The organism is Faecalibacterium sp. An192 (assembly GCF_002160175.1).
Lineage (GTDB): Bacteria > Bacillota > Clostridia > Oscillospirales > Ruminococcaceae > Faecalibacterium.
Window position 1 is genome coordinate 1 of sequence record NZ_NFKB01000003.1, and the last position, 25,306, is coordinate 25,306.

26 protein-coding genes are annotated in these 25,306 nt (G+C 59.7%); 10 read left to right on the forward strand and 16 right to left on the reverse strand.

What is annotated here, in order from left to right; translation table 11 throughout:
- Positions 1–771: 771 nt before the first annotated feature.
- From B5F27_RS01535 to B5F27_RS01595, 13 genes are all read right to left on the reverse strand, one after another.
- Positions 772–2,133, reverse strand: coding sequence for an MATE family efflux transporter (locus B5F27_RS01535; protein ID WP_087364181.1), 1,362 nt, complete (start codon positions 2,131–2,133; stop codon positions 772–774).
- The gene (locus tag B5F27_RS01540) at positions 2,126–2,575 is read right to left on the reverse strand and encodes a MarR family transcriptional regulator (protein WP_087247132.1); all 450 of its coding nucleotides are present in this window, start codon (positions 2,573–2,575) and stop codon (positions 2,126–2,128) included. The genes B5F27_RS01535 and B5F27_RS01540 overlap by 8 nt, the downstream gene beginning before the upstream one ends.
- Positions 2,576–3,058: 483 nt before the next feature.
- Entirely contained in the window at positions 3,059–4,561 is a 1,503-nt protein-coding gene (locus tag B5F27_RS01545; RefSeq protein ID WP_158098176.1) for a carboxypeptidase M32, read from the reverse strand.
- 175 nt (positions 4,562–4,736) lie between these two features.
- Entirely contained in the window at positions 4,737–6,125 is a 1,389-nt protein-coding gene (gene yqeC, locus B5F27_RS01550; protein ID WP_087364185.1) for a selenium cofactor biosynthesis protein YqeC, read from the reverse strand.
- Positions 6,122–6,937 (reverse strand): selenium-dependent molybdenum cofactor biosynthesis protein YqeB, encoded by an 816-nt coding sequence (gene yqeB / locus B5F27_RS01555; RefSeq protein ID WP_087364187.1) that lies wholly within the window; start codon positions 6,935–6,937, stop codon positions 6,122–6,124. The genes yqeC and yqeB overlap by 4 nt, the downstream gene beginning before the upstream one ends.
- A gap of 3 nt (positions 6,938–6,940) precedes the next feature.
- Complete coding sequence (gene selD / locus B5F27_RS01560) at positions 6,941–7,978, reverse strand: selenide, water dikinase SelD (RefSeq protein WP_087364189.1); 1,038 nt, start codon at positions 7,976–7,978, stop codon at positions 6,941–6,943.
- Between the two features lie 28 nt (positions 7,979–8,006).
- The gene (locus B5F27_RS01565) at positions 8,007–8,180 is read right to left on the reverse strand and encodes a hypothetical protein (RefSeq protein WP_242956743.1); all 174 of its coding nucleotides are present in this window, start codon (positions 8,178–8,180) and stop codon (positions 8,007–8,009) included.
- A 37-nt stretch (positions 8,181–8,217) separates the two neighbouring features.
- On the reverse strand, positions 8,218–8,829 hold the full coding sequence (gene yedF / locus B5F27_RS01570) for a sulfurtransferase-like selenium metabolism protein YedF (RefSeq protein WP_206422980.1): 612 nt from the start codon (positions 8,827–8,829) through the stop codon (positions 8,218–8,220).
- A gap of 3 nt (positions 8,830–8,832) precedes the next feature.
- Positions 8,833–9,972, reverse strand: a complete 1,140-nt coding sequence (locus tag B5F27_RS01575) for an aminotransferase class V-fold PLP-dependent enzyme (RefSeq protein ID WP_087364193.1) — start codon at positions 9,970–9,972, stop codon at positions 8,833–8,835.
- A 12-nt stretch (positions 9,973–9,984) separates the two neighbouring features.
- Positions 9,985–10,221 (reverse strand): DUF3343 domain-containing protein, encoded by a 237-nt coding sequence (locus B5F27_RS01580; protein ID WP_087364195.1) that lies wholly within the window; start codon positions 10,219–10,221, stop codon positions 9,985–9,987.
- A gap of 221 nt (positions 10,222–10,442) precedes the next feature.
- Entirely contained in the window at positions 10,443–11,771 is a 1,329-nt protein-coding gene (locus tag B5F27_RS01585; RefSeq protein WP_087364197.1) for a C1 family peptidase, read from the reverse strand.
- 231 nt (positions 11,772–12,002) lie between these two features.
- Positions 12,003–12,596, reverse strand: coding sequence for a hypothetical protein (locus B5F27_RS01590; protein ID WP_144066467.1), 594 nt, complete (start codon positions 12,594–12,596; stop codon positions 12,003–12,005).
- A 332-nt stretch (positions 12,597–12,928) separates the two neighbouring features.
- A complete protein-coding gene (locus B5F27_RS01595; protein WP_087247154.1) occupies positions 12,929–13,171 on the reverse strand; it encodes a helix-turn-helix transcriptional regulator in 243 nt (80 codons plus the stop codon).
- 308 nt (positions 13,172–13,479) lie between these two features.
- Between B5F27_RS01595 and B5F27_RS01600 the strand changes: the two genes are divergently transcribed.
- The 4 genes from B5F27_RS01600 (at position 13,480) to B5F27_RS16740 (ending at position 16,367) form a co-directional block, all read left to right on the forward strand.
- Positions 13,480–14,196, forward strand: coding sequence for a LytTR family DNA-binding domain-containing protein (locus B5F27_RS01600; protein ID WP_087364201.1), 717 nt, complete (start codon positions 13,480–13,482; stop codon positions 14,194–14,196).
- Positions 14,193–15,506, forward strand: coding sequence for a GHKL domain-containing protein (locus B5F27_RS01605; RefSeq protein WP_087364203.1), 1,314 nt, complete (start codon positions 14,193–14,195; stop codon positions 15,504–15,506). The genes B5F27_RS01600 and B5F27_RS01605 overlap by 4 nt, the downstream gene beginning before the upstream one ends.
- Before the next feature lie 110 nt (positions 15,507–15,616).
- Positions 15,617–16,201 carry an accessory gene regulator B family protein gene (locus tag B5F27_RS01610; RefSeq protein ID WP_087364205.1) on the forward strand — a complete coding sequence of 195 codons (585 nt, stop codon included), beginning with the start codon at positions 15,617–15,619 and terminating at the stop codon, positions 16,199–16,201.
- Positions 16,202–16,205: 4 nt separating this feature from the next.
- Positions 16,206–16,367 carry a hypothetical protein gene (locus tag B5F27_RS16740; protein ID WP_158098177.1) on the forward strand — a complete coding sequence of 54 codons (162 nt, stop codon included), beginning with the start codon at positions 16,206–16,208 and terminating at the stop codon, positions 16,365–16,367.
- Positions 16,368–16,571: 204 nt separating this feature from the next.
- On the opposite strand, the gene B5F27_RS01615 is transcribed toward B5F27_RS16740, so the two are convergent.
- Entirely contained in the window at positions 16,572–16,916 is a 345-nt protein-coding gene (locus tag B5F27_RS01615) for a cupin domain-containing protein (protein WP_087364207.1), read from the reverse strand.
- A gap of 16 nt (positions 16,917–16,932) precedes the next feature.
- Positions 16,933–17,490: a hypothetical protein gene (locus B5F27_RS01620; RefSeq protein WP_087364209.1), complete on the reverse strand. Its 558-nt coding sequence runs from the start codon at positions 17,488–17,490 to the stop codon at positions 16,933–16,935.
- Between the two features lie 143 nt (positions 17,491–17,633).
- Between B5F27_RS01620 and B5F27_RS01625 the strand changes: the two genes are divergently transcribed.
- The 6 genes from B5F27_RS01625 to B5F27_RS01650 all read left to right on the forward strand — a co-directional run bounded on the left by B5F27_RS01625 (position 17,634) and on the right by B5F27_RS01650 (position 24,303).
- Complete coding sequence (locus B5F27_RS01625; RefSeq protein ID WP_087364211.1) at positions 17,634–19,154, forward strand: histidine kinase; 1,521 nt, start codon at positions 17,634–17,636, stop codon at positions 19,152–19,154.
- Positions 19,147–19,947, forward strand: coding sequence for a helix-turn-helix domain-containing protein (locus B5F27_RS01630; protein ID WP_087364213.1), 801 nt, complete (start codon positions 19,147–19,149; stop codon positions 19,945–19,947). The genes B5F27_RS01625 and B5F27_RS01630 overlap by 8 nt, the downstream gene beginning before the upstream one ends.
- Complete coding sequence (locus tag B5F27_RS01635) at positions 19,944–20,969, forward strand: TRAP transporter substrate-binding protein (RefSeq protein ID WP_242962025.1); 1,026 nt, start codon at positions 19,944–19,946, stop codon at positions 20,967–20,969. Before B5F27_RS01630 ends, B5F27_RS01635 begins: the two co-directional genes overlap by 4 nt.
- A 306-nt stretch (positions 20,970–21,275) precedes the next feature.
- A complete protein-coding gene (gene dctP / locus B5F27_RS01640; RefSeq protein WP_087247170.1) occupies positions 21,276–22,376 on the forward strand; it encodes a TRAP transporter substrate-binding protein DctP in 1,101 nt (366 codons plus the stop codon).
- Between the two features lie 81 nt (positions 22,377–22,457).
- Positions 22,458–22,979 carry a TRAP transporter small permease gene (locus tag B5F27_RS01645; protein ID WP_087247172.1) on the forward strand — a complete coding sequence of 174 codons (522 nt, stop codon included), beginning with the start codon at positions 22,458–22,460 and terminating at the stop codon, positions 22,977–22,979.
- A 1-nt stretch (position 22,980) separates the two neighbouring features.
- Positions 22,981–24,303 carry a TRAP transporter large permease gene (locus B5F27_RS01650; protein WP_087247174.1) on the forward strand — a complete coding sequence of 441 codons (1,323 nt, stop codon included), beginning with the start codon at positions 22,981–22,983 and terminating at the stop codon, positions 24,301–24,303.
- A 159-nt stretch (positions 24,304–24,462) separates the two neighbouring features.
- Here the strand turns inward: B5F27_RS01650 and B5F27_RS01655 are convergent, their stop codons facing one another.
- On the reverse strand, positions 24,463–25,167 hold the full coding sequence (locus B5F27_RS01655; protein ID WP_087364216.1) for a gamma-glutamyl-gamma-aminobutyrate hydrolase family protein: 705 nt from the start codon (positions 25,165–25,167) through the stop codon (positions 24,463–24,465).
- Between the last annotated feature and the right edge of the window lie 139 nt (positions 25,168–25,306).

Here is a 25,306-nt window from a genome sequence, read left to right on the forward strand (position 1 = left end):
TCCTGAATGTGGCTGTATTTTCTGGGCATAGCAAAGACCTCCTGTAGTAGTTTTATTCTACCACAGGAGGCCTTCTTTTTTCACTGTCTACTTTTACTGGAGCGGTTCAAAAACACCTGACTCTTTTTTAAACAGGTCCGTAAAAAGCAGACAATAGACAAAAACCTCCCCGTGTAGGATAATAGAACTACACGAGGAGGTTTTGTTATGTCCAGAAAATATATATTAAGATTTTTCATTGCATTATCGTATTTATCACATCTCCCAAGCATCGGTTTTGGGGGTGCGCACACGTACCGCTCGGGAGAGCGCTTGAATGGCATTCAAGAGGTCAGCGATTCGATCCCGCTTATCTCCACCAAACGCGGAAAGCCTTGAAAACACTACGTTTTCAAGGCTTTTCTTTTTTCACAGGCGGCGCAAAGCAACGGGCATTTTTTATCTGCGCCCGAGCCAGCTATATCCCCTTTCGATACTGATTTTGGCCAAAAGACCTGTGTTTTCGACTTGTTTTTACAAAATGTGAGCCCGCTTTGTGTATGCCATTCAGCCGCCTGTATTCGCACCCAAGATACCCCAACACCATAAAACACCCCATTCGCAGCACAAGTACTTTGACTTGTTTGTTGCCAATGGGGTGCCTCTTTATATTATTCCAAGTTCTTACGATTTGTTGCAATCATTTCCATAGCACGGACCAGCTTTACACCGTGGTTGGTTTGACCAGGATGCGGCTGGCGCAGGTGGCCATACGGTTTCGGTCCTTCCCTGTTATTCCAGTTTGGTTGCGTATTTGCCGCTGTTTTGTTCACGGACAAAATAAATGAAAAAGCCCACGTTCAAAAGGATTCCAACTGCGGTGGAGATCGGGGCGGAAAGGCCGATCCGGGTCAGGCTTGCGTTGGGCTGAATGCTCATGAAATACGCCATGGGAAGTCGAACAAGAAGGGTTTGAACCAATCCCTGAATCATGACCCAAAGCGTTCTCTGGTTTCCATTGAAGTAGCCCACCATACTAAACAGGATCGCGGTGGCGATGGTTTCCGGGGCAAATCCCTTTAAGTATTCAAAGCCCTTTTGGACGACCACTGCATCGGAGGAGAAGATGCCAGCCAGCACATCGCCCTTTAGCATGACCAGGGCAAAAACCACACAGCCAAAACCAAGTCCCACACCAATTCCGGTAAACATGGCTTGTTTTGCGCGCTTCGGGTTGCCTGCACCCACATTCTGCGACACAAAGGATGCCATCGACTGCATGACCGCACTGGGAACCAGCATGGCAAAGTTGACGATCTTGCTGGCTACGCCATACCCGGAAGAAGCCTCCAGGCCCAGGCGATTCACAAAAGCGCACAGCGCCAGGAAGGACAGCTGCGTCAAGCATTCCTGCAAAGCCAGAGGCAATCCAATGGCCAGGAATTTGCGGCACTGCAGATTCAGCCGGATTTCTTTCGGACTGAAAGAGAACGGAAGCTCCTTTTTGATCAGCAATATCACCGCACAGACCACACTGACCGCCTGTGCAAATACTGTAGCGAGAGCCGCTCCGGCGGCATCCATCTGGAGACCCGCCACCAGCAGCAGATCTCCCAGGATGTTGACCACGCAGGCCACCAGAACAAACAAAAGCGGAGAACGGCTGTCTCCCATTCCACGAAAGATGGCGGAGAGCACATTATAGGCAACGATAAAGAAAATACCGCTTCCGCAGATGCGCACATAGCTTACGGTCAGATCCAGAGACTCTGCCGGCGCCTGCATCAGCACAGAGATGGGTCTGGCAAAACCCACCAATACAACACACAATCCCACCGAGATCAGCGCAAAAACAAGAATTGCTCCTCCCAGGACGGACCCAACCTGCTGCGGCTTTTTTTCGCCCAGATACCGTGCGATCAAGACCGTGATGCCCATGGCAAGCTGCGTCACAACAAATGTGACCAGATTCAGGATTTGGCTTCCCGTGGAGACAGCCGACAGCCCCGATGTGGACCCGAACCGCCCTACAACCAGCAAATCCACTGCTCCATAGGCGGCCTGTAAAATCAGGGCTCCCAGAATGGGAACCATAAACCAGAGCAGTTTCTGGAGTATACTGCCCTGGGTAAAATCTGCACTTTTCTTATTCAACAGAAACGCCTCCTTCCGACATGACGCGATAGAATTTTTGAATCGTTTGAATGGTGCAGCCGGCCTCTTCTTCCGAAATGCCGCTCAAAAGCGGCGCCAAACGGGCGAAATACTGTTCATCGTAGATCCGGGACAGGTTCTTCCCCGCCTCCGTGACCGAAATGTAGGTAATCCGTCCATCCCGTGGAGAGGCGCTCTTATAGAGATAGCCTTTGGCCTCCATTTCCTTCACCGTCCGGGTCACACCCGGCCGAGGAAGATTCAGCGCATCGCTGATATCCGAGATTTTGACTTGCCGGCCCTGTTGCTGCAGCGTTTGGATTACATCCAGATATGTGATGTATGCCGGCGTCACGCCTTCCGGCAGCGCCGGAAGCAAATCCCGGCAGCGCTTGGCCAAATAACAGGCATCCAGCAGTGCTTTGATGGTTTTCGGTTCCATTTTTGCTCTCCTCATATAGTTACCATTGGTAATTATATAGAAAACACCGTTTTTGTCAACCCCCTTTTCACCTGTTTCCGTCGAAAAACCGTGCGGCCCACTGGTATCAGCGGACGGAGGCGGTCATATACCGATGCAAAGCGTCAAAGGCCATCTTTTAAAGCGGAGTAACAGCCATCCGCCTCGCCATGGCGGAATATTTCTTCGGCATCCTGAAAGATCGCATCTTCCAAGCACTGCTCGAGCGAGCGCTCCGATGGCATGCAAGCGGTCAGCGGTTCGATCCTGATTATCTCCACCAAACGAAATCCATTCCCGAAGCGAAGCGGATTTTTTGTTGTGTCCGGGCGGTTGCTCGGTTTTATTGGAGCCGGAATATTTTATCTCAACATTGCAAAGAAAGACCCGGAACCCAACGGTTCCGGGTCTTTTTGTGTACGTCCAGCCGGCCAAAACGTGCCGGCAGGCAGCTTCTCTTTCCGATTACAGGTTATAGAGCTGGGTGTACTTGCGGGTCAGGTAGTCCACGTAATACTGGGGATCGAAGGGGCCGCCGCAGAGGCTTTCCACCAGCCAGGAAGTCTCTTTCAGGTTGCCGTAGTGCCACAGGCGCCGGGCGAGGGCCTCCCGCAGGGGGGCCAGGTCGCCGGAGGCGTACATCCCGTCAAAGTCGATGGATCGTTCCAGGTCGGCCATGGCCTGGGCCGCATAGGCGCTGCCCAGAGCATAGCTGGGGAAGTAACCAAAGCTGCCGCCGGCCCAATGGATGTCCTGCAGCACGCCGTGGGCGTCGTCGGGCACATCCAGGCCCAGGTATTCCTTATATTTTGCATTCCAGGCGGCGGGCAGGTCGGCCACCGCCAGCTCCCCATGGATCAGGGCCTTTTCCAGCTCATAGCGGACCATGATGTGCAGGCAGTAGGTCAGCTCGTCCGCCTCGGTGCGGATGAGGCCGGGCTCGGCCCGGTTGGCGGCGCGGTACAGTTCTTCTTCGGTCACGCCGGCCAGCTGGCCGCCGAACTGCTCCTGCATGGCCGACCACAGCAGATGGATGCAGCCCCTGCTGCGGCCCACCATGTTCTCAAACAGGCGGCTCTGGCTCTCATGCAGGCTCATGGAAGCGCCGCCGGCCAGCACGGTGTAATCCAGTTTGGGGTCCACGTGCAGCTCATAGAGGGCGTGGCCGCCCTCATGGGCCACCGAATACAGGTTGGACAGCAGATCCCGGGGCATATAGTGGGTGGTGATCCGCACATCCCGGGTATTGAAGCCGTCGGTGAAGGGGTGCTCGCTCTCGGCCAGGACGCAGCGCTGCGGGTCCAGGCCCCACAGCTCCATCACCTTTTGGGAGAGGACACGCTGGCCGCTGACCGGCCATTCCTGATCCAGAAAATCGGTGCGGATGGCACTGCCCCGGGTCTGGATGGCCTCCAGCAGAGGCACAATGGCTCCCCGGACGGTGGCAAAGAACTGGTCGCACTTTTCGATGGTCAGGCCCTTTTCGTACTGGTCCAGCAGGGTTTCATAGGGGTCTTTGCCCGGGGCGATCTGCTGGGCCTGGCGGCGGCGGCCCGCCACCAGCTTTTCCAAATACGGGGCAAAAATCGAGAAGTCGCTGGCCTTTTTGGCCTTGGCCCAGGCGGCCGTCGCCTCCTGGGTCAGACGCTCAAAGGCGGCGTACTCCTCCGCCGGAATGGGCCGGATCTGTCTCAGGGTCCGGCGCAGTTCCCGCACCTCTGCGCGAACCTGTTCCCCGTCGGGGGCGGCGTCTGCGGCGGCGTCCGCCTGATCCAGCAGCTGATCCACCGACGGAGCCGTCAGCAAGTCAAACTGGGCGCGGCTCAGCACCTCGATGGCCTCAGCCCGGCCGGCGGCGCTGTCCGCCGGGGCGACGGTTTCGCCGTCAAAGTTGATGACGCTCTGTGCATAGCGGTAGGCGTAGTTCTGATGTTCCAGAACACGCAGTGCGGAGATGGCATCTTTCATAGACAATCCCTCTTTTCTCATGGGTTGAATGTAAGGCTATTATAGCACGCCGGGTTTCACCCGTCCATCCGGGGCCTGCAAACTTTCCCGCTGCATCCCGCCTCCGCAGAACAAAGGGCCTGCCGCCTGCAAGCAGCAGGCAGCAAGCCCTCTTGTTTCAGTGAGGAAAGCTTTTTTACACCGGCACAAACAGCACCTTCATGCTGCCGCCGCAGACCATATCCAGGCCGCCGGCTGCGCCGCCGTGGAGGGTGTAGGTCTGGACATCGTATCCCCCATGGGCCCGGGCGTGGCAGATGGCGCGGTACTCCCCTTCTCCGCCGCCGATGCTGCCCAGGGTCTGGTCCGGGGTCACCAACATCATGCTGCCCACCCCGCGGGGAACCGAGCCGTGTTTTTCCACCACGATGCACAGCACCCCCTGTTCCCGGGTTTCCAGCAGGCTCCGGTCCGCCGAAGCCATGTGGTTTTTGTTTTTCTGCTGGACGATCTGCGCCAGGATGCTGAGGGCGATTTCCGCCGGGGTCACCGCACCAATCTCCAGGCCGACGGGAGCAAAAATGGTGTCAATCCGCTCCCAGGAAAATCCCTTTTGGCGCAGCTGCTCCACGGTGGACTCCACCTTCCGCCGGCTGCCCATCATCCCAAGATAGGCATAGTCGGTGGGCAGGATGGTTTCCACGCACTGCAAATCCGCCTTGTGGTTGGGGGTGACCACCACATAGCAGGCCCCGGGGTCCAGATGCCGGGCCAGGTTGTCATAGGAATCGCAGATCAGCTCCTCCGCTGTGGGGAACCGCTCTCTGGTCAGCAGTTCGGGCCGCTCGTCGATCACCCGGGTGGTGAAGTCCAGCCGGGCGGCCAGAGCCGCCACTTCCCGGGACACATGGCCGCCGCCGCAGACGATCAGCCGGGGCTGGGGGCAGAACCACTCTTTTTGCAGGACCGACACATCCTGTTCCTGCACCAGCAGGCTGGCCACTGCCCGCTGGTATAACGAGCCGTCCGTCCGGGGCATCAGGGTGACCTTTTTGTCCGGGAAAGCCGCCCGCAAGGGGCGCAAATAGCCCTCGGTTACCAGTCGCTGCACATGGGCGGGGGTGATGACGGCATCCTCCGGAATCCCCAGGCAGGCGGTCACCCGTTCCAGCCGGTGGCACACCTCCCGGGCGGGGCGGCCCAGAGCGTTCAGGCCGCAGACCACCCGGATTTCCTCTGCATTGTCCGGGATCACCGGCTCCTGGTCCGAGGGATATTTCAGGGGCAGCCCCCGGGAGCCGTCCGCCTCCACCAGCACCTCATCGGCCCGGGCGCAGACCGCCGCATAGGTGGCCGGGGAAAGGGCCCGGATTTTCTCCCCTTCCGGAATCCCGGCCATGGCATAGCCGGTCTGTTCCAGCGCCCGGAGAATGGGTTCCGGGTCATCGGTCAGCAGGGTGTCCGGCTCGGCCCGCATATGGGTGGTGGTGGTCACAAACACCTTTTTCCCCTGGGCGCGGTATTCCTCCGCCAGCCGGTGGATCAGGGTGGTCTTTCCGCCGGAGCCTACTACTGCTTGAATCATTGTCCGCGCTCCCCTTTCAAACACATCACGGCCTCCACAACGCCCCCTGCAATGCAGCGGGCCTTGTCCGAGATGGTAAAGCAATTCTGATATTCCTCCGCCCGGGGGTCAATGTCGGCGATTTTGAACCCCTCCGTCACCGGGTAGCCGTCCCGGATCAGGCCCCGAAGCAATCCATCCAGAGTGGCCTTCACCGGCACCTCCCCCGCCGGGGTTTCCACCACCGCGATCACCTGATCCCGCCGGACGGTGTCGGTGATTTTGCAGACATTGCGGAGCACGCCCGCCGCCGGGCTGTGGATCACCCGTTCCCTGCCGTAGCCGGCAATGATGCCGGGGACGCCGGTGTTGGGGGCGGCAGCCCCCTGCCACAGCACCCGGCCCAGATTGTGGCCCCGCTGGGTTTCCACCACCGCGTCTACATCCACGCCGGCCGTAAAGCCGGGGCCAAGAGCCACCGTGATGGGGGCCATCCCCCGATGGGTGCCCAGATTCCGCTTGGCCAGAATGGCGTCCACCACCGCCAGGGGCTTCAGCTGCCGGATGGCGTCCCCCGCCGGGTCCACCAGCAACGCCAGCTGATTTTGTTCCACAAGCCGCCGGGCTTCCTCCACGGTGCCGGCCAGATAACAGGTCATATCCTCCACCTGCTGGCTGCCCTGGTACACCGCCTCGCAAAAGGCCACGTTCCGCCGGATGGCGGAGGGGGAAGCAATCTCCAGCACCAGCACCGGGAACCCGCATTTCCGCAGCTTATAAATCGTTCCGGTGGCCAGGTCTCCCCCGCCCCGTACAATCACCAAATCCTTCATCGTTTACTCCAACTTGATTGCACTCTCCTGCATTTCGGTCACACAGCCGATCCGGGCCGCCTGGGGAATCTTCTCCTGCAGCCGGGCCAGGCATTCCTCTGCCGCCCGGGCCGGCAGGGCGATCAGCAGCCCACCGCTGGTCTGGGGGTCATACAGGATATCCTGCACCGCCAGGGGAATTTCCCCGCACAGCTTCACCCCCGGCTGGGCGTACTCCCGGTTCCGGTAGGCCCCCGCCGGGATCAGGCCCATTTCGGCCATTTCCAGGGCCTCGGGGTGATAGGGCACCCGGCCTACCTCGATATGGAGGGTACAGCCGCTGCCCTGGGCCATCTCATAGCTGTGGCCCAGCAGGCCAAAGCCGGTGATGTCGGTGCAGCTGTGGACCGGATACTCCACCATGATATCCCGGGCGGTTTTGTTCAGGGTGGCCATCTGCTGATAAATGCGGTCCATCACCTCGCCCGGCACCATATCGGCCTTGGCGGCGGTGGTCAGGATGCCCACCCCCAGGGGCTTGGTCAAAAGCAGCACATCCCCCGGCCGGGCCCCCGAATTGGTCAGCACCTTGTCGGGGCGGACAAACCCCGACACCGCCAGCCCATAGATGGGCTCGGCCCCCTTGATGGTATGGCCGCCGGTGATGATGGCCCCCGCCTCATAGGCGGCATCGTAGCCGCCCCGCAGAATCTCTCGGATGGTCTCGTCCTTCATGCTCTCCGCCGCACACAGGATATTCAGGGCCAGTTTGGGCTCGCCGCCCATGGCGTAGACGTCGCTCAGGGCGTTGGTGGCGGCAATCCGGCCATAGAGGTAGGGATCGTCCACAATGGGCGGGAAAAAGTCGGTGGTCTGGATCAGAGCCTGTTCCTCGCTGAGGACATAGACGCTGGCGTCGTCGCTCTTGTCATACCCCACAATCAGACGGGGGTCGGCATGGGTTTTGAATCCGTCCAGCATTTTGGCCAGAGTCCCGGCCCCCATCTTGGCCCCGCAGCCGGCGCAGGCCGCCAGTTTGGTCAGTTTGACCTGTGTTTCCATAGGTTTATCTCTCCTTCCGCCCGGCCGCTCATCCTTCTCTGCTTCCAATCCAGTAGCAGCCCGCGCCGATCACGGCGGTCAGCACTTTCAGCGCTTCCAGGTACATATCGTAGCTGCGCCAGCGGATGAGGGCCCCGGACAAAACATACACGCCAACAAACACGACGCCCGAAACAACCGCGCGCTTTCTTTCATGGTTCATCTCTTTTTCCTCCGCCGGGCTTTCCATTCGGGGCGTGTCACGGCTTGACGATGTGGCCGGCGGATTCCATCCGCTCCACAATCTCGTACATATTGGTGACGCCGCCCACCGCCAGCTTGTCCCGGATGCCGTAGAAGTCCAGGCAGGTGCCGCAGGTCAGGACGGTGACCCCCTCCGACTCCAGCAGTTTCAGATCTTCCAGCACCTCCGAGCCCTCACAGCTCAGGTAGGCGCCGGTGTTGTAGCAGAGAACCGTCTCGGGCAGCTGGTCCTGTTTGGTCAGGGCGAACACAAAAGCCTTCATCAGGGCGGCGCCCAGCTTGGGGTCGCCGGTGCCCATGGTATTGCCCGACAGCACCACCAGCATCCCCTTTTGGCGGGTATCCCGATGGCAGTCCACCTCCTCCGGCTGCGGGGCCGCCCCCTCGCCGGTGATGGTCATGACCACGGCGTATTCCTTGTCGCCTTTCTTCTCCCCGGTGGAGACGTATCCCTTGTGGGAGGAGAAGCGCTGCAGGTTCTGCACCGCCACCTCGTTGTCCACCAGAACCGTCAGCCGGTCCCCGGCGGCAAGTTCCTCGGCGGCTTTTTTGGCGTTGACCACGGGCAGAGGGCAGACCATGCCCCGGCAGTCGATGATTTTTTCCATGATTTATTCCTCCTGTGCCAGTTCCCGCAGGGCGGAAACAGCGATTTCAATTTCTTCTTCGGTGTTGTAGTGGGAAAAGCTGAACCGGACGGCGCCCTGTTCCACGGTGCCCAGAGCCTGATGCATCCGGGGCGCGCAGTGGGCGCCGGGGCGGGTGGCGATGCCGTACTGCGACGAGAGGGCGTCGCTCACCTCACCGGAATCGTAGTTCCGGACATTGAGGGCCACAATGGGGCAGCGCATCCGCTGGGAAAAATCCCCGTACACCGTCACTCCCGGGATGGCCGACACCTGCCGGTAAAAACGTTCCATCAGGTCCAGTTCCCTCTCCCGGATGGCATCCAGGCCGGTGGCCTGGAGATACCGCACCGCGGCCAGCAGCCCGGCGATGCCGTGGGCGTTGAGGGTGCCGGCCTCCAGAGCGGTGGGCATCTGGGGCGGATGGCGGCGCAGATAGGTCTGTACCCCGCTGCCGCCGCTGAGCAATGGCCGGACCTCCACCCCTTCCCGCACATAGAGGCCGCCGGTCCCCTGGGGGCCCAGCAGGCTCTTGTGACCAGTGAAGCAGAGGATGTCGATCTGCATCTTCTGAACGTCGACGGGAAAGGCTCCCGCCGTCTGGGAGGCATCCGCCACCAGCAGCAGGCCATGACGCCGGGCAATCTGTCCCACCCGGCCGATATCCACCAGGTTTCCGGTGAGGTTAGAGCCGTGGGTGCAGACGATAGCCCGGGTATTTGCCCGGATGGCGGCCTCAAAATCCGCCTCCTTCAGCCGGCCCTGCCGGTCCGCCGGCAGGATGGTCAGCTCCACCCCCTTGTCCTCCATCTCATACAGAGGCCGCAATACCGAATTGTGTTCCAGGGCGGTGGTGATGACATGGTCGCCGGGGTTCAGGATGCCCTTGATGGCGATGTTGAGGGCCTCGGTGGCGTTGGCGGTGAAGGCGATCCGGTCGGGGCTCTCGGCCCCGAACAGTTCCGCCAGGGCCAGCCGCGCCTCAAACACAGTGCGGGAGGCGCTCAGCGCCCCGTCATGGGCGCTGCGGCCGGGGTTTCCCATGCTGCACAGGGCCCGGGTCACCGCCTCCACCACGCATTCGGGTTTGCGCAGGGTGGTGGCTGCGTTGTCCAGATAAATCATGCCGCGCCTCCTTTACACCAGGCAGCGGTACACCCCCTGGAACCGGATGCCTTCCGCTTCCATCAGGGCCCGCAGCGGTTTTTCGCTCTCGGGGGCCGCGCACCAGGCCAGGCCGCAGCCGGCGGTGATGCTGCGGGGTACCGGAATAATCCGCCCGTCCGCCTGCCGCTCTTTGCACAGATGTTCCATGGCCATGGCATCGGTGGTGGTGAAAAAGGTAATCACCAGCCGGTCCTGTTTTCGTATCAACCCATATCTCCTTCCCGGCGCGGCGGCCGGGCCGCACCGTTGTATTTTCAAAACTACATCGATATTATAGCACAAGGACTGTTTGGGTTCAATCGGGGCGGGTATTTGCTTAATTTGGGCTTCCAAACCGTCCTCTCTGTCCCGAAGGCGCAAAAAAGCGCCCCGGGCGGTCTGCGTCCGGGGCGCGCTGGATTTTCAGGACAGGTCAGGCTGATTCAGGGTTATGCCAGAGAGCCCATGGGGTCCCAGGGAGCCAGCTCGATGGGCTCGGCGTCCAGGGCCTGGCGCTGGGCGTCGGTGAGGAACCGGCGGTTCACCACGGCCTGATAGACAAATGCGTCAAACCAGGCGTCGCTGGCCACAAAGTAGCCCTTCCGGCCGGCGTCCTCGCCCCAGCTGTTCTCAATCTTCCAGCGGTTGGGCTTGCCGTCGGCGTCCAGGTTGACGCCGCAGAGGATCATGGCGTGGTTCATGGCGCTGTCGCGGTAGTCCAGGCGCTCTTCCTTGGTCATGTCCAGATCCATGCCGCCCAGGACGTCGCCGTAGATGAAACAGTTGGGGTCCCAGATGCCGCCGTCACGGTTGCCGAACTTGCTGCAGTCGCTGCCGAACCACACCGGTTCGCCGGCCTTCAGCTGGGCGATCACCAGCTCCTTCACTTCCTCCATGGGGAGGTTCAGGTGGCGGACCGAGCCCTCCACCACATTGCCCAGATACTTGACGGTATAAGTCTTGCCGAAGGGCTTGTCCTGGGTGGGAGCGTGGATGACGCTGACGTAGTCCTCCAGAGCCAGGCCGATGTACTTTTCATAGAAGGAAACCGGGGTCAGGCCGCGGTCCACATGGTACACGCCATTCTTGTCGGTGTACTCAAAGTCGAACTGATCCACCGGGCGGCCAAAGCAGATGCACAGTGCCTTGAACAGCTCGGCCAGCATCTCATCCTTGCGGGCGGCGGTGTCGCCGCCGGCAGCGGCCAGAGCACGCAGTTCCACGGCGTCCTTGCGCAGTTTGGTGTTCAGCAGCCGCATCAGCTCCATGGTGCCGCAGGACTGCTCGGTCTCGGGCATGACCGAAGCCGGCACAATGCCGTATTTCTTGATGATGCTGACCATCATGTCCCACTGGCCGCCGTCGTTGATGCCGTTCAGCACCCAGTCCAGGGTCCGGTCTGCCACCGGCAGGTCGGCGCAGTCCAGCACACTCTCCAGGAAGAAATTGATCTTCTCAAACTTGTCCCAGAAGCCCAGCCAGTTGCCGGACAGCTCGAACTTCTCCAGATTGCATTTTTCCGCCACGATTTCACGCATCACGTTCATGGATGCAAACAGCCAGCAGCGGCCGCTCTTTTTCTGTGCAGTGATGCCGCGGGTCTTCACCTCGATGGAGAAGCTGTTGTCCATCTTGGCGGCGGTCATCGGGTCGAGGGCCACCTTGCTCAGCGGATTGTGGGAAACCGCCGCAGTCAGCACACGGGCCGACTTGTCAGCGTCATAGCTCGCCTTAAAGGCGGCGATCATCTCCGATGTGATGGGTCTTGCGTTTTTCATGTCCTGTTACCTCCTGGATGTTTTACTTCCTCTGCCCGGGCAAAAGCCGGGTCCTTCTCTCCCCTTCGGGAACAATGAGGTCAACCAACCGTAATACTACTCTTGTCCGCCGCGGTTGTCAATCGTTCCGCCCCGGGCAGCTTTTCAAACCGACGGAGTACGGCCCTTTTACCCAAAAACGCCCCCGCCTCCCGGCCTCCAGGCCCGGCAAGCGGGGGCATCGATTCTCGTTCAGGACCTGCGCTTCCGGGTCCAGCGGAAGGACTGTGCCATCTCCAGGGCGATGGGTTCCATGCGTTCCGCGTCCTGCATGGAAAAGGCAATATTGCCCATCAGGAGCCGGTTTTCAGCCGACGCAAAAAACAGGACATTTCCGCGCGCTCCGCCGGCGGCGGGAGATGCAATGTACAAAACCGACACGCTGCCCTCCTCTTTGAGGAAGGTCTCTTCCCTGAGGACGATGCTTTCGGGGAAAATGCGGGGCACGAGGGGCCGGATCACCTTGGTGATGTCCGCGATATTCTCGTCGGAAATCCGGTTGAACGTCCAGCTCAGCGCCAGGGTGAAATGCAGACGGCTGCTGGAAAACAGATGCTGGGGCTGGGTGCCGGCCCAAAAGAGCGGGTTTCCTTCCTCCGGGGCGCGCTCTGCAAACTCTTTCGGCATGCGGATGACGGCGTCGTTTTGAAAGATGGCCCGCTCCTCAAACACCACCCGCCGTCCCCACAGAAAGACCGCGGAGGCACTTTTCTCACCCGTCCGCTTTCTCTGCGCCTTGTGCCACTGCTGTTTTGGATTGAGCAAACTGTTTTGAACCGGTTCCATGGCCGTACCACCCTATCTTGCGAATTCGCGACAAAAGAGGTCCTCTCTCATCGTGCTACCTATCATAACAGATTTCGGGGGATTTTTTGTTTCTTTGCCGCAAGAGGCGGTTTTCATGCAGTGAACCAACAATAGCGTCTCTGTCAAAACGGCTTTTCCTGCCCGGCAGCCGCCGGAGCGCAGAATAAACCGCCGCAAAAAACACCTGTTTTTTCCCAAAAACGACGGTGAAAAAACGGCCGTTCAGAATGCAGCAGAAGCTTCCCGTTTTCTTCCCTTTGCCGGTGAAGCAGATGCAAATCCTGTCGAATAAAATCGAATGGTTTTTTGGCTCATTCCATCCCCAAAAGCCACAGCGGAGAAACGTTGAGAGTCTTTGCAAAAGCCCGAAGTTCATAGTCGGAAACAAAGCGGGTTCCGATCTCGATCCGGCTGATGGAATCCCGCTCCAGCTCCACCCCTTCCAGCTTCAGACGCACCGCCAGATTGGTCTGGGAAAAACGGAGTTTTAAGCGCGCTTCCCGGATGCGCTCCCCGCAGATGTTCTTTTTCCCGTTGAAATCATATATTTTCATTCTGTCCACCTCACTTTGAGCGAATCATCAGAATTTTTCTTAACTTTAACGCGATTTCGGCGGCAATTTGCGTTAAAGATCAGCAGAATTGCAAAAATATTGACAAAATGAGGGTTTAAGCTGTATGTTAAATTGGGTTTTGAATTCCGTCGGGCCGACCAAACAGCCCGTTCTTTTTCGCACGGCCGCATAAGCAGAACCGTCCCCGCGTGCAGGGGGCCTGCCCGCCGCGAAAAAGCACATTTTTATTTCGCCGGCGCTTCAAAACCAGACCAGTCCAGAATCAAAACAGAAAGGAAAGATCCCCCATGAAAATCATAATTCTCGATGACGACGCCGTCTTTGCCGGAGAGCTGTATGACCAGATCAGCACAGGATGCGCCAGACGGGACTGGCCCCTCAGCTGCCGGATTTTCTCCTCTCCCCAAGTGGTGCTGAACGAGGATCTTTCCGACGTACAGGTGGCCTTTCTTGACATTGATATGCCCGAAATCAACGGCATTGAGGTGGCCTGCCAGCTCCGCCAGCGCTATCCCGACATCATCCTGGTTTTTGTCACCGCATACATCCAGTATGCGCCCACCGGCTACAAGGTCAATGCCTTCCGATACATCATGAAAAACCAATATGTCAAAGAAATCGATGCCTGTCTGGACGCCATTCAGGACAAGCTGTTTGAGGACACCGAGACCCTTCTGGTGGAGCTGAAAGACTCCACCACCGAAATTGCTCTGAAGGATATTCTCTATTTTGAGGGCACTTCCTACCGGCGGGTTCTGCTCCATCGGGTTTCGTCGCCGGGGCCCCATCTGGAGTGCCTCGGAAAGCTGGGCGACTATGAAAAGAAGCTGCAGGACAAAGGGTTTATCCGCCTGCACAAAAGCTTTTTGGTGAACATGTGCTACATCAGCCGGCTGGCCAATTATCAGGTCAAACTCCGCAACGGCGAAGTATTAAAAGTATCCGAAAGCAGCTACCGCGACATCTGCAGTCAATACCTCATGTGGAAGGGCAGTCGTCTATGAATGAACTGATCTACAATCTGCTGAATTTCTTTTTGATTTTCACCGAAGATATCTCGCTGGTTTTTCTGTGCGAGACCTTTTTCATCAAGAAGTTTCAGGGCCGTTCGTTTTTCTTTTCCGTTCTGTTTTTGGTGCTGTTCAACTGCATCGGCCTGGCCTTTTCGGACTGGAACTCCTTTCTGAAAGTATTTGTGCTGGTCTGCATCGACACCGCCTGGGTTTACAAGGTATTTTCCGCGCCGCTGGTCAAAAGCGCGGTGGTTTCCATCCTGTTTCTTTCCTTTATAACGGCGGCGGACAATCTGTTCTTCCTCGGCGCGGCTTTTGTTTCGGGGGTTCACTTGCAAACCCTGCTCCATGATCCGTATGGATATTATCTGTTCTGCTATTTCGCCAAAATGCTGGACCTGTTTGTGGTCATGGGGTTCCGGGTGTTCGTCCGGCGGCATTTTCAGTTTGACAACACCACCTGGCAAAACTGGCTGAAAATATTTATCTTCCCCGCCATGTCCCTGTCCATTGCCATTTTTCTGTGGCGCATTTACTGCACCGTTCCCTTTGTGGCCAAAGAACTGCTGCTGTGCACCGTCGGGCTTCTGGCCATGAATCTGTTCGCCGTGGCCTTCCTGAGTCACCTGAACCAGCAGGAACAGCTCCGTCAGGACAACATCATCTTACAGCACAACATCAAGGCCCAAAACGAAGTCATTGCGGCCTGGTCGGACGCATACCGGAGCCAGCGCAAGATGACCCATGACTTTCAGAATCAGCTGTCGGTGATCTGCGGCCTGGCGGAACACGAAGCCCCGGACAGTAAATTGCTGTCCTACGTCCAGTCCCTCCTGCAGACCAGCACCAAAAGCCCCTTGATCGTGAAAACCGGCCGGCAGGTGGCGGATGTTCTGTTCAGTCAGAAATACAGCCTGGCCCGGGAGAAGGACATCGAATTTTCCATGCAGCTGGACGACCTAACCTATTTTTCTCTGGACGACACCTATCTGGTGGTGCTCCTCTCCAATCTGATCGACAACGCCATCGAGGCCTGTGATAAAATCCCGGAGGGCCAGCCCCGGACCATCACCGTCAAGATGCAGGTCACCGAGGACGGCAGCTTCCTGTACATCGAAAATACCACCGCCGTTCCCGTCAAAATCCTGGACAACCAGGTGGTGATCTCCCCTTACCGCTCGAAGGAACACGGCTACGGCCTGCGGACGGTCATGAACATCCTGAACCAGTCGGGCGCGGTTTTCGCCTTTTCCTACCGGGAATCCGACCGGATGTTCTGCTTTTCCGCACAGATCCCCTGACTTTTCAGCCCCTTTTGCCTATTTCACCGCAAAAAACGCCTATCTCACCGCATAACTCACACCTCACGGAGAAAATGTGGTAAATTTGTAAAAAAGAAAGAGGGCACCTTATGCTGCATACGATTTCATCCCGCATTACAGCGTATTTTGTCGCCCGCAACTGGGTGGAAGAAAGCAATGCTCCCTGGTGTCTGTATGTAGTGGAAAAGAAGCTGCTTCAGATCTGTTTTCTTCTGATTCTTCTGGTTTGCTCTATTTTGTCCGGCCAGTTTGTGAACGTCTGGGTCTTTATGCTGCCCCTGTACCTGCTGCGCAGCCGCATCGGCGGATGGCATGCGCCCTATGCCTGGCTCTGTCTGTCCATGACCACAGCCATGACCCTGCTGGTTTTGTTTCTGCTGGGGCCCGCCCTGCTGCATGCGAGCCCATACGCCGCGTGGGGTTTGGATCTGGCGGTGCTGGCCATCGCGTTCCTGCTCCCTCCGATTTATCCCCCGCAGCTGCATTTTGAGGCGGAGGTGGTCCAGGCGAATATCCGGAAGAAAAACGAGATTCTTCTCGGCGTTTTGCTGGTGCAGGGCGTTACTTTCATTCTGGGAATACGGCAGGTCCTGGTTTTCAGCTTTTACAGCGTTTTAATCAGCGTGCTGCTTGTATGGATTGAACAACTCAAGCAAAAGATGTATGGAGGTTAAGTGTATGAATCACCTGGAAAATGCAGGCAAGAAATTGCTGTCCCAGTTCATCATTGAGGAGCGGTTTGGTTGGCCTCCCACCTGCGGCGGCATCGTCTATCAGCCCGAGCGTCCCGTCTGCGAGCATGCCGCAGAAGAAAAGCCCGTTGACAAGGACGAGCAGTAAAAACGACATCCTCTAAAGCTTCCAATATAGATTCTTTTGGTCTGTCCGAAAGGGCAGCAAGCAGGCGCTCTGCATCCGCACGGGCGCCTGTTTGCTTCCCTTTTTTCGCGTCATTCGGCCAAAAGCAGGACCCTTGCACGCAACGAGAGCCGCAGCGGCAGCCTCTGCGGCTCTCGGTTTTTTCATTCAGGCAAAGGTCCCAGGTCAGACAAAGTCCTCCCGCATGGGGGTGAAGATATCCAGCAGGATGCCCGGCTCCAGGCAGACGCAGCCGTGGCGCACCCCGTCCTGTTTCAGCATGGTGTCGCCGGGGCCCACCTCCCGGGTGGTATCCCCGATGGTGAACCGGAAGCGGCCCGACACCACATAGGTGATCTGGGTGTGGGGGTGGCTGTGGAGTGCCCCCACTGCGCCCTCGGCAAAGGTGTTCTCCACACACATCAGCTCGGGGCCGTAGGCCAGCACGCGGCGGGTGACCCCCTCCCCTGCGGGTTCGGGCAGGGTTTCACTGTGGGGAACCCACACCTGGTTTTGATGCTGTTTTTCCATGGCAAAAGCCTCCTTTTCAGCGGGTTACGTGCAATTTTTCTGCGGGCAGATGTTCACCCAGCAGGGTCCAGGCCGCGTCCGCTCCGCCGGGGATTTCCTCCGCCGGCAGCAGATAGGCCCGGGTGGCGTTGATGTAAAGATAGACGGCCTGGGCGGTGCGCCAGGCGCCGTACACGCTCTCCCAGTCGTGGGAGGCAGCGGGCTGGGCCTTGTCCTGCTGGCCCGCCGGCCACATGCCGACGCCGTCGGGGCCCAATTCCACACGGTACACCGACTTGGGGGTGGACAGGCCCATCTTTTTGGCCTGCAGGCTCACCGAGCGGAAAAACATCCCAAAATACACCAGCGGCAGGCCCAGAGCCACCGCCGTGAGGACGCCGCCCAGCAGGGCCGCGCCTTCCCGCACGCCCACCTGACTGAAGCAGATGGCCGCAAAAGCCAGCATAAGCACTGCAAAAAGCAGGGGCCGCTTCCACCGTTTCTGGCGCTGGAGCACATCGAACAAGGCGAAATCACGAAACATGCCCGTATCCAGCTGGACCGGGACCGACAGGACGGTATTTTTGCCAGACATAGGGTTACCTCCGGGGTCTTTGTTTTCCTTTATGATACCATTTCACCGGCCCAGCTGCAAGGCAGACCGGGCATTTTGATTGGGCTTGCAGATTTTTTGACGGTATTGTATAATAAAACATCATTTAACAAAGGAGGCGCCCCATGCACTGGTTCCAGCGGCACATCTCCCTGAAAGGGCGAATCCTGCTGTTCTTCACGGCATTTTTCGCAGCACTGCTGGTGCAGCTCTATGTCAATCACTACCAGTCCAACGTGATTCTGGATCAGCTGGACCGTCAGACCGGCAACTTCCATTCCATCAGCCAGTTTTCCAGCGGCATCGAGAGCCAGCTCACGGCGCTGGAGAGTTTCCGCTGGGAAAACGGCGACCTCACCGCCCTGTCCCAGACACTCCAGAGCGGCTCCACCACGGCGGACGCCTGGCTGCGGCACATCGACGGCGATCTGGCCGAGGTGGGCGAGGAACAATACCTTCTGGCCCAAGCGGTACGCACCACCTACGCCAACTACGATGTCCTGATGGACCGGATGGCCGCCCTGCTCAAGACCGGCGACGCCATCGCGGCGGCCAGCTTATATTACACCGAAATTGCAGTTTGCGGTCACTATCTGCAGCAGTACACCGGCCAGCTGCTCCAGACCGCCATCAGCGAGGGCCAGAGCACCTACACCCTTCTCTCGGCCCAAAACGAACAGATCAAGGCCATGCAGACGGTGGCTTCCCTGCTCTGCCTGGCCTTTGGCGCGCTGGTGGTGTATTCGGTGCTGCGGCTGCTGGACCCGGTCCAGCAGATGATTGTGGCCTCCCGGGCCATCGGCCAGGGCGACTTTGACACCCCCGACGTGGTGGTGGCCCAGGCGGGCGACGAGATCGGCCAGCTGGCCGGCGCGTTCAACTGGATGAAGCACTCCATGGACCGGCAGGTCAAGACCCTGCAGGAGAAAAACGAGATTGAGCGCCAGCTCCACCGCCGGGAAACCGAGGCCCTGGAGCTGCAGAACACGGTGGAACGGGCCCGGCTGCAGCATCTGCGCAGCCAGATCGACCCACATTTCCTGTTCAATACCCTGGGGGTCATTCTGCGGGTTTCGGACGAAGAAAAGGCCCCCCGCACCCGTACCCTGATCACTGCCCTGTCCCAGCTGCTGCGGTACAGTCTGGCCAGCAATGATTTGCAGGTTCCCCTCTCCCGCGAGGTGCGCATCATCGAGGAATTTTTCGCCATCTACCATGTGCGGTTCGGGGACCGGGTGCATCTGACCTGGCACATAGCCGACGACATCGACCTGACCGAAACCATGGTCCCGTCCTTCATTGTCCAGCCGCTGGTGGAAAACGCCTTCAAACACGGCATCATCCCGCGGGAAACCGGCGGCACGGTGCAAATCGTGATCCGGCGGCTGCCCCGGTACCGTCTGCTGTACATTGCGGTGCGGGACGACGGCGTGGGAATGGACCGCGCCGCCCTGCAGAAAGTGCGGGGCCGGCTGCACGAAGTGCCCGAGACGGGCGAGCACATCGGGTTGAGCAACGTGGCCGCCCGGCTGCGGCTGCTGGACCCGCCGGGCCGCCTGTACCTGCACACATCCCCCAGCCACGGCACCCGGGCGGTGCTGTTTTTGCCCTTGATCGAACCGGAGGAGGAGTGCGACGATGTATAAAATCCTGATCGCCGACGACGAGGAGATGGAGCGGGAAGTCCTGGCCGACCTGGTATCCCGCCGCTTTGAGCACGAGGTAGAAATCCACACCGCCGACAACGGCCGCCGGGCAGTGGACACAGCCCTGCTTCTGGGGGCTGAACTGATCCTGATGGACATTGAAATGCCGGGAGTCAACGGACTGGATGCGGCCCGGACCATTCTGGCCCGGCTGCCCGGGTGCAAAATCATTTTTGTGACGGCCTACGGCCTGTTCCAGTACGCCTACGAGGCCATGCGGCTGGGGGCCTGCGGCTACATCCTCAAGCCGGTGGTGCCCGACGAGGCCGAGGCCGCCATCCGGCGGGCTCTGTCCCAGATTGAGGTGGAGCGGCGGCTGACGGATCTGGCGCCGGCGGCGGTGGAACAGACCCCCGAGGACGAGGACAGCGACGTCCAAAACACCCAGATGGGCCAGCTGATGGCCCAGGTGAAGAAATACCTGCGGGAGAACTACATGTACGAACTATCTCTGGACAGCGTGGCCGACATCCTGTCCATCAGCCCGGCCTATCTGTCCACTCAGTTCAAAAAGTATCAGCACATCGGCTTTCTGGATTACCTCACCGAGGTGCGCATCCAGGCAGCCTGTGAGCTGCTGACCGACCCGCTGCGCCCCACCGCCGAGGTGGCCGGCATGGTGGGCTACGAGGACGCCAGCTATTTTGCCCGGGCTTTCAAGAAAAAGACCGGCCTGACCCCCACCCAGTACCGGCGGGAGGCAGCCCGCCGCCACAAGGAGCAGGCTCCATGATGCGGCGGTGGCATTTGGCGCTGCTGGCCATTGCGGCAGTCCTTCTCTTTGGCCTGGTACTGGCCATCACCGCGCCGGACCCTGCCGCCGACGCCAAGGACATGCCTGATCTGATCCTGCGCTACGCCGAAAACCAGCCCGAGGGCTACCCCACCACCGAGGCCGCCTACGCCTTTGCCGATCTGGTGGAGGAGAAAACCGGCGGCCGGGTCCAGATCCGGGTCTACAGCAACGGCGTTCTGGGCAGCGAGGACAGCGTGGTGGAGCAGATGGAATATGGCGGCATCGACTTTTCCCGCATTTCGGTCATGTCCCTGGGCGAATTCATGCCGGAACTGTACGTCCTGCAGCTCCCCTTCCTCTATAAAGACAGCGACCACATGTGGCGGGTGCTGGACGGCCCCATCGGGGAGACCTTTCTGGCCTCCATTCAGGACTCCATCGGCCTGACCGCCCTGACCTGGTTTGACGCGGGCGTCCGGCATTTTTACACCAACGAGCCGGTGACCAGTCTGGACGACCTGAAGGGCCTGTACATCCGGGTGGCGGAGTCCAGCCTGATGGAGGAGATCATCCAGGATCTGGGGGCGGTTCCGGTGCGTCTGGCCTACGACGACGTCTACAGCGCCCTGGCCAAGGAGGACATCGACGGGGCCGAAAACAACTGGCCCAGCTACGACTATACCGGCCACTACGAGGTGGCCAAGTATATGTTGCTGGACGGCCACACCCGCATTCCCGAACTGATGCTGGCCAGCGCCGAGGCCATGAAGAAGCTGGCCGACCTGGACCCCTCCTACCCTTCCATCGTGGAGGACTGCGCCCGCCAGGCGGGGCTGCTGGAGCGGGAACTGTGGAAACAGGCCGAGGCCGAGTCGGAGGCCAAGATGCGGGAGGCCGGCGTGACGGTGACCTCCCTGTCCGACGCCGAACTGCGCCGCTTCCGGGAGGCGGTGGCCCCCATCTACGAGGAATACGCCGACCAGGAGAAGATCATCCGCAAGATTCAGGAGGCCGCCTGAGCGGTTCTTCCCGGATCGAAAAGCTGAAAAAGATTGTACCAGCCGGGTTGCCCAAGGGCAGCCCGGTTTTCCTGTTTTGTACAAAAAGTTGAGCCAAAAAACAGAAAACAAGCACAAAAAGTATTCGTAATTCCTTTCAAAAACCAGTATATTTTTTCAAACCCCTTGCAGATTCATGAAAAAAATATTAAATTGAAGTCACTGACCGGATTGGCCGCCGCGTGCATCTGCGCGGTGATGGGAGCCGGCAAAACCTGTAAATGCCGTTCCCATCCTGAGAAGGAAACATAAAGGGAGGAAACAACTATGAAATCCAATTTTGAGCATCGTGCCATCAGCCGCCGCTCCTTTCTGAAGGGTGCAGGCATCGTGGGCGCCGCCAGCGTTCTGGCTGCCTGCGGTTCTTCCAGCAGCTCCACCGCTGCATCCCAGGCCACCAGCACTGCTTCCTCGGCAGCTGCCGGCGACGCTGCTGCAGCCGCCAGCGATCCCGCTGTCACCCTGGTTTACGCTGAGGTCAACCCTCTGGACACCATCGTCGGCCAGACTGCTACCGCTTTCAAGGAGAAGGTTGAGGAGCTGTCCGGCGGGTCCATCACCATCGACCTGCAGGCTTCGGGCGTTCTGGGCTCTGAGAACGACGTCCTGGACAACATCCTGGCCGGCGGCGACACCATCGACCTGTCCCGTATCTCGGCTTTCGCGCTGACCAGCTACGGCTGCCAGAAGTCGATGCTGCTCAGCCTGCCTTATACCTTTGTCTCCCGCGAGCACTGGTGGAACTTCGCCAACTCCGACCTCGCCCCCGACTTCCTGAACGAGCCCCAGGAGCTGGGCCTGCCCGTCCGCGGCATCTTCTACGGCGAGGAGGGCTTCCGCCACTTCTTCACCGTCGATCCGGTGGCCGGCATCGCCGACCTGGCCGGCATGAAGCTGCGCGTCTCCAATGACCCCGTCATGAACGGCCTGGTCGAGGGTCTGGGCGCCACCCCCACCGTCGTCTCCTTCAACGAGCTGTACTCCGCGCTGCAGACCGGCGTTGTGGACGGCGCCGAGCAGCCCATCGCCAACTACAAGTCCAACGCCTTCCCCGAGGTTGCCAACAACCTGATCCTGGACGGCCACACCCTGGGCGCTGTGCAGGTTGTCATCACCGATAACGCATGGGCCAAGCTGACCGCCAACCAGCAGGCCTGCATCATGGAGGCCGGCAAGTACGCTCAGGAGTTCAACGCCAGCCTGTCCGAGGACGAGGAGAACCGCGTCCTGGAAGAGCTGAAAGCCGAGGGCTGCAACGTGGTCGACGTCCCCGACAAGACCGAGTGGCAGGAAGCCTGCGCCCAGGTCATCACCGACAACACCAAGGGCCTGGAGGACCTGTATCAGCAGCTGGTCGACATGGCCTGACCGGAGCCTGCGCCCAAATGATGCGGGCGGGGCGGCCCGTTCAATGCCGCCCCGCGTATTTTGAGCAAAGGGGGAATCCTGATGAAAGCATTCTTTGCAGCCATGGATAAGCTGCGCCCGATCTACGACGTGACCGACAAGATCGTCATGACCATCTGCAAGCTGCTGCTGATCGCGGATATCATCATCACCGGCTATTCGGTGCTGGGCCGCTATATCCCGTTTATCACCTCGCCGTCCTGGACCGAAGAGGTCGTCCTGACCCTGATGAGCTACATGGCCGTTCTGTCGGCGGCCATCGCCATCCGCCATAAAGAGCACATCCGGATGGATGCGTTCGACCGCTATATTCCCAAGCCGATGCTCCACTTCCTGAACATCCTGGCCGACGTGGCCGTTCTGGTCCTGGGCATTGTCATGCTGGTGGTCGGCCTGCAGTACGCCACCACCATCGGCGCCCGCGGCACCTATGTCTCGATGCCCAACGTTTCCCGTTTCTGGATGTACTTCCCGGTGCCCCTGGCCGGCATCGCCATGATCGTCTTTGAGCTGGAGTGCATCTATGAGGAGATCCGCGGCATCTGCCTGAAGGAGGAAGTGTGATATGGCAGTTAACGTACCCGCTATTGCGATCCTACTGGTCTCGTTCCTGGTCATGATCCTGCTGCGCTTCCCGATCGCCTATTCGGTGGCGCTGTCCTCGATCTTCTGCCTGATGTATCAGGGCCTGAGCCTGGCCACCGTCTGCCAGCAGATGGTCAAGGGCATCAGCTCTTACAGCCTGATGGCCGTCCCCTTCTTTATCACCATGGGTATGCTGATGGGGTCGGGCGGCCTGTCCGATAAACTGGTCGCGCTGGCCAACGCCTGCGTCGGCTGGATGCGCGGCGGCCTGGGCATGGTCAACGTTCTGGACTCCTACTTCTTCGGCGGCATTTCGGGCTCGGCCGCGGCCGACACCGCCTCCCTCGGCGCCATCCTCATCCCCATGATGGTGGACCAGGGCTATGACGCCGACTTCTCCACCGCCATCACCATCACCTCGTCGGTCGAGGGCATTCTGGTGCCCCCGAGCCACAACATGGTCATCTACGCCACCACCGCCGGCGGCATCTCGGTCGGCAGCCTCTTCCTGGCCGGCTACCTTCCCGGCGGCGTCCTGGCCGTCAGCCTGATGGTGGGCGTCTACATCCTGTCCGTCAAAAACAACTATCCCCGCGGCGACAAGTTCAGCATCAAGAACCTGATCCGCCAGCTGGGCCAGTCCATCTGGGCGGCCGGCGCCATCATCATCGTCGTGGTCGGCGTGGCCGCCGGCTGGTTCACCGCCACCGAGTCCGCCGCCATCGCCGTCTTCTACTCCCTGTTCGTCGCCCTCTTTGTCTACAAGGGCCTCGACCTCAAGGGCGTCTGGAAAGAGCTGGACAGCGCCGTCCACACCCTGTCCATCGTCCTGATCCTGATCGCCACCTCCAACGTGTTCGGCTACTGCATGACCACCCTGCACGTGCCTGATCTGGCGGCCAACGCCATCACCAGCGTGACCGATAACCCGATCCTGCTGGCCCTGCTCATCAACCTGATCCTGCTGTTCCTGGGCTGCATCATGGATATGGCCCCCATCATCCTGATCGCCACCCCCATCCTGCTGCCCATCGCCACCTCCATCGGCATCGACCCCATCCAGTTCGGCATCATCGTCATGCTCAACTGCGGCATTGGCCTGCTGACCCCGCCGGTCGGCTCGGTCCTGTTCATCGGTTCGGCGGTGGCCAAGCGCCCCATGGGCGCCGTCGTCAAGGCCACCCTGCCCTTCTATCTGTGCATGATCGTGGCCCTGCTGCTCATCACCTTCATCCCCGACATCAGCCTGTTCATTCCCAAGCTGTGCGGCTATGTTCCCACTGTGACTCCGGCCTGGTTCTGATGTTCCCGGCCGAACCCCATTGTTCTCAACTCTAAGCCAAAAGCCGAAGAGCGGTCCTTTCCAGGGCCGCCCTTCGGCTTTTCCTTTTGTTGTTCTGCGGGGTTATTCCTGCGGGGGATTCCAGGTCATCCGATAAAAATCCCCTTCCATACCTTCTCCTTATCTGCACTGCTCCACAAAGGCGGCGAACAGCTTCTGGCTCTCCGGGCTGGTGGAGAAAATGCTCTCAGGGTGCCACTGAACGCCCCAGACAAACCGTTTGCCCGGCATCCAGACCGCTTCCACCAGGCCGTCCGGCGAAGCGGCCATGGCCCGCAGGGGCCCCGCCAGCTCCTTGATGGCCTGATGATGGCGGCTGGTGACGGCGATCTCCCCTTCTCCCAGAAGGGCCGCCAGCGGGGTATCTGCCAGCACTGTCACGGCATGGCAGGGCTGGTCATAGGGTTCCGGCTGGCTGTGGCCGATGGTCTCGCCGTACTGGCTGGGCAGGTCCTGCCAGAGGGTGCCGCCCAGAGTCACATTGAGGACCTGAATTCCCCGGCAGATGCCCAGCACCGGCTTGTCCGCCGCCAGCGCCGCCTGAAGCAGGGCATCCTCCATCGCGTCCCGCTCGGGGACAATCGTGCCGCAGGCGGGCAGCGTCTCCTCGCCATAGCGGGCAGGGTGGATATCCGGCCCGCCGGTGAACAGAATGCCATCGCACAGCTCCACCAGCCGGGCCAGGTCGTCCGAATCCGCCGTCAGCGGCAGCATCAGGGGCAGGCCCCCTGCCCCCTCCACCGCTTTGCAATAGGCCGGCGTCATCCCGTAGCGGTTCTGCGCCGGGTCCACAATGGGCACAAGGCCAATGACAGGCTTTTTCATACCAGAACACCTTCCCTTTCCAATCAAAAAAGACAGCGCGCCGCAGGGGCCACGCTGTCCGCTGGGGACAGTATACCACCAAGCCTTTGGTCAGGCAAGCCCCTGCCCCGGACCGGCCTTTTTGCCGGTTCCGGGAAGG

Coding starts and splice junctions, on each gene's coding strand:
- B5F27_RS01655 (WP_087364216.1), bottom strand. CDS start 25,167: ATGAAAAAGCCTGTCATTGGCCTTGTGCCCATTGTGGACCCGGCGCAG.
- yedF (WP_206422980.1), bottom strand. CDS start 8,829: ATGGAAAAAATCATCGACTGCCGGGGCATGGTCTGCCCTCTGCCCGTG.
- dctP (WP_087247170.1), top strand. CDS start 21,276: ATGAAATCCAATTTTGAGCATCGTGCCATCAGCCGCCGCTCCTTTCTG.
- yqeC (WP_087364185.1), bottom strand. CDS start 6,125: ATGATTCAAGCAGTAGTAGGCTCCGGCGGAAAGACCACCCTGATCCAC.
- selD (WP_087364189.1), bottom strand. CDS start 7,978: ATGGAAACACAGGTCAAACTGACCAAACTGGCGGCCTGCGCCGGCTGC.
- B5F27_RS01650 (WP_087247174.1), top strand. CDS start 22,981: ATGGCAGTTAACGTACCCGCTATTGCGATCCTACTGGTCTCGTTCCTG.
- B5F27_RS16740 (WP_158098177.1), top strand. CDS start 16,206: ATGAATCACCTGGAAAATGCAGGCAAGAAATTGCTGTCCCAGTTCATC.
- B5F27_RS01635 (WP_242962025.1), top strand. CDS start 19,944: ATGATGCGGCGGTGGCATTTGGCGCTGCTGGCCATTGCGGCAGTCCTT.
- B5F27_RS01565 (WP_242956743.1), bottom strand. CDS start 8,180: ATGAACCATGAAAGAAAGCGCGCGGTTGTTTCGGGCGTCGTGTTTGTT.
- B5F27_RS01645 (WP_087247172.1), top strand. CDS start 22,458: ATGAAAGCATTCTTTGCAGCCATGGATAAGCTGCGCCCGATCTACGAC.
- yqeB (WP_087364187.1), bottom strand. CDS start 6,937: ATGAAGGATTTGGTGATTGTACGGGGCGGGGGAGACCTGGCCACCGGA.
- B5F27_RS01595 (WP_087247154.1), bottom strand. CDS start 13,171: ATGAAAATATATGATTTCAACGGGAAAAAGAACATCTGCGGGGAGCGC.
- B5F27_RS01630 (WP_087364213.1), top strand. CDS start 19,147: ATGTATAAAATCCTGATCGCCGACGACGAGGAGATGGAGCGGGAAGTC.
- B5F27_RS01540 (WP_087247132.1), bottom strand. CDS start 2,575: ATGGAACCGAAAACCATCAAAGCACTGCTGGATGCCTGTTATTTGGCC.
- B5F27_RS01600 (WP_087364201.1), top strand. CDS start 13,480: ATGAAAATCATAATTCTCGATGACGACGCCGTCTTTGCCGGAGAGCTG.
- B5F27_RS01590 (WP_144066467.1), bottom strand. CDS start 12,596: ATGGAACCGGTTCAAAACAGTTTGCTCAATCCAAAACAGCAGTGGCAC.
- B5F27_RS01575 (WP_087364193.1), bottom strand. CDS start 9,972: ATGATTTATCTGGACAACGCAGCCACCACCCTGCGCAAACCCGAATGC.
- B5F27_RS01615 (WP_087364207.1), bottom strand. CDS start 16,916: ATGGAAAAACAGCATCAAAACCAGGTGTGGGTTCCCCACAGTGAAACC.
- B5F27_RS01625 (WP_087364211.1), top strand. CDS start 17,634: ATGCACTGGTTCCAGCGGCACATCTCCCTGAAAGGGCGAATCCTGCTG.
- B5F27_RS01605 (WP_087364203.1), top strand. CDS start 14,193: ATGAATGAACTGATCTACAATCTGCTGAATTTCTTTTTGATTTTCACC.
- B5F27_RS01620 (WP_087364209.1), bottom strand. CDS start 17,490: ATGTCTGGCAAAAATACCGTCCTGTCGGTCCCGGTCCAGCTGGATACG.
- B5F27_RS01545 (WP_158098176.1), bottom strand. CDS start 4,561: ATGAAAGATGCCATCTCCGCACTGCGTGTTCTGGAACATCAGAACTAC.
- B5F27_RS01585 (WP_087364197.1), bottom strand. CDS start 11,771: ATGAAAAACGCAAGACCCATCACATCGGAGATGATCGCCGCCTTTAAG.
- B5F27_RS01610 (WP_087364205.1), top strand. CDS start 15,617: ATGCTGCATACGATTTCATCCCGCATTACAGCGTATTTTGTCGCCCGC.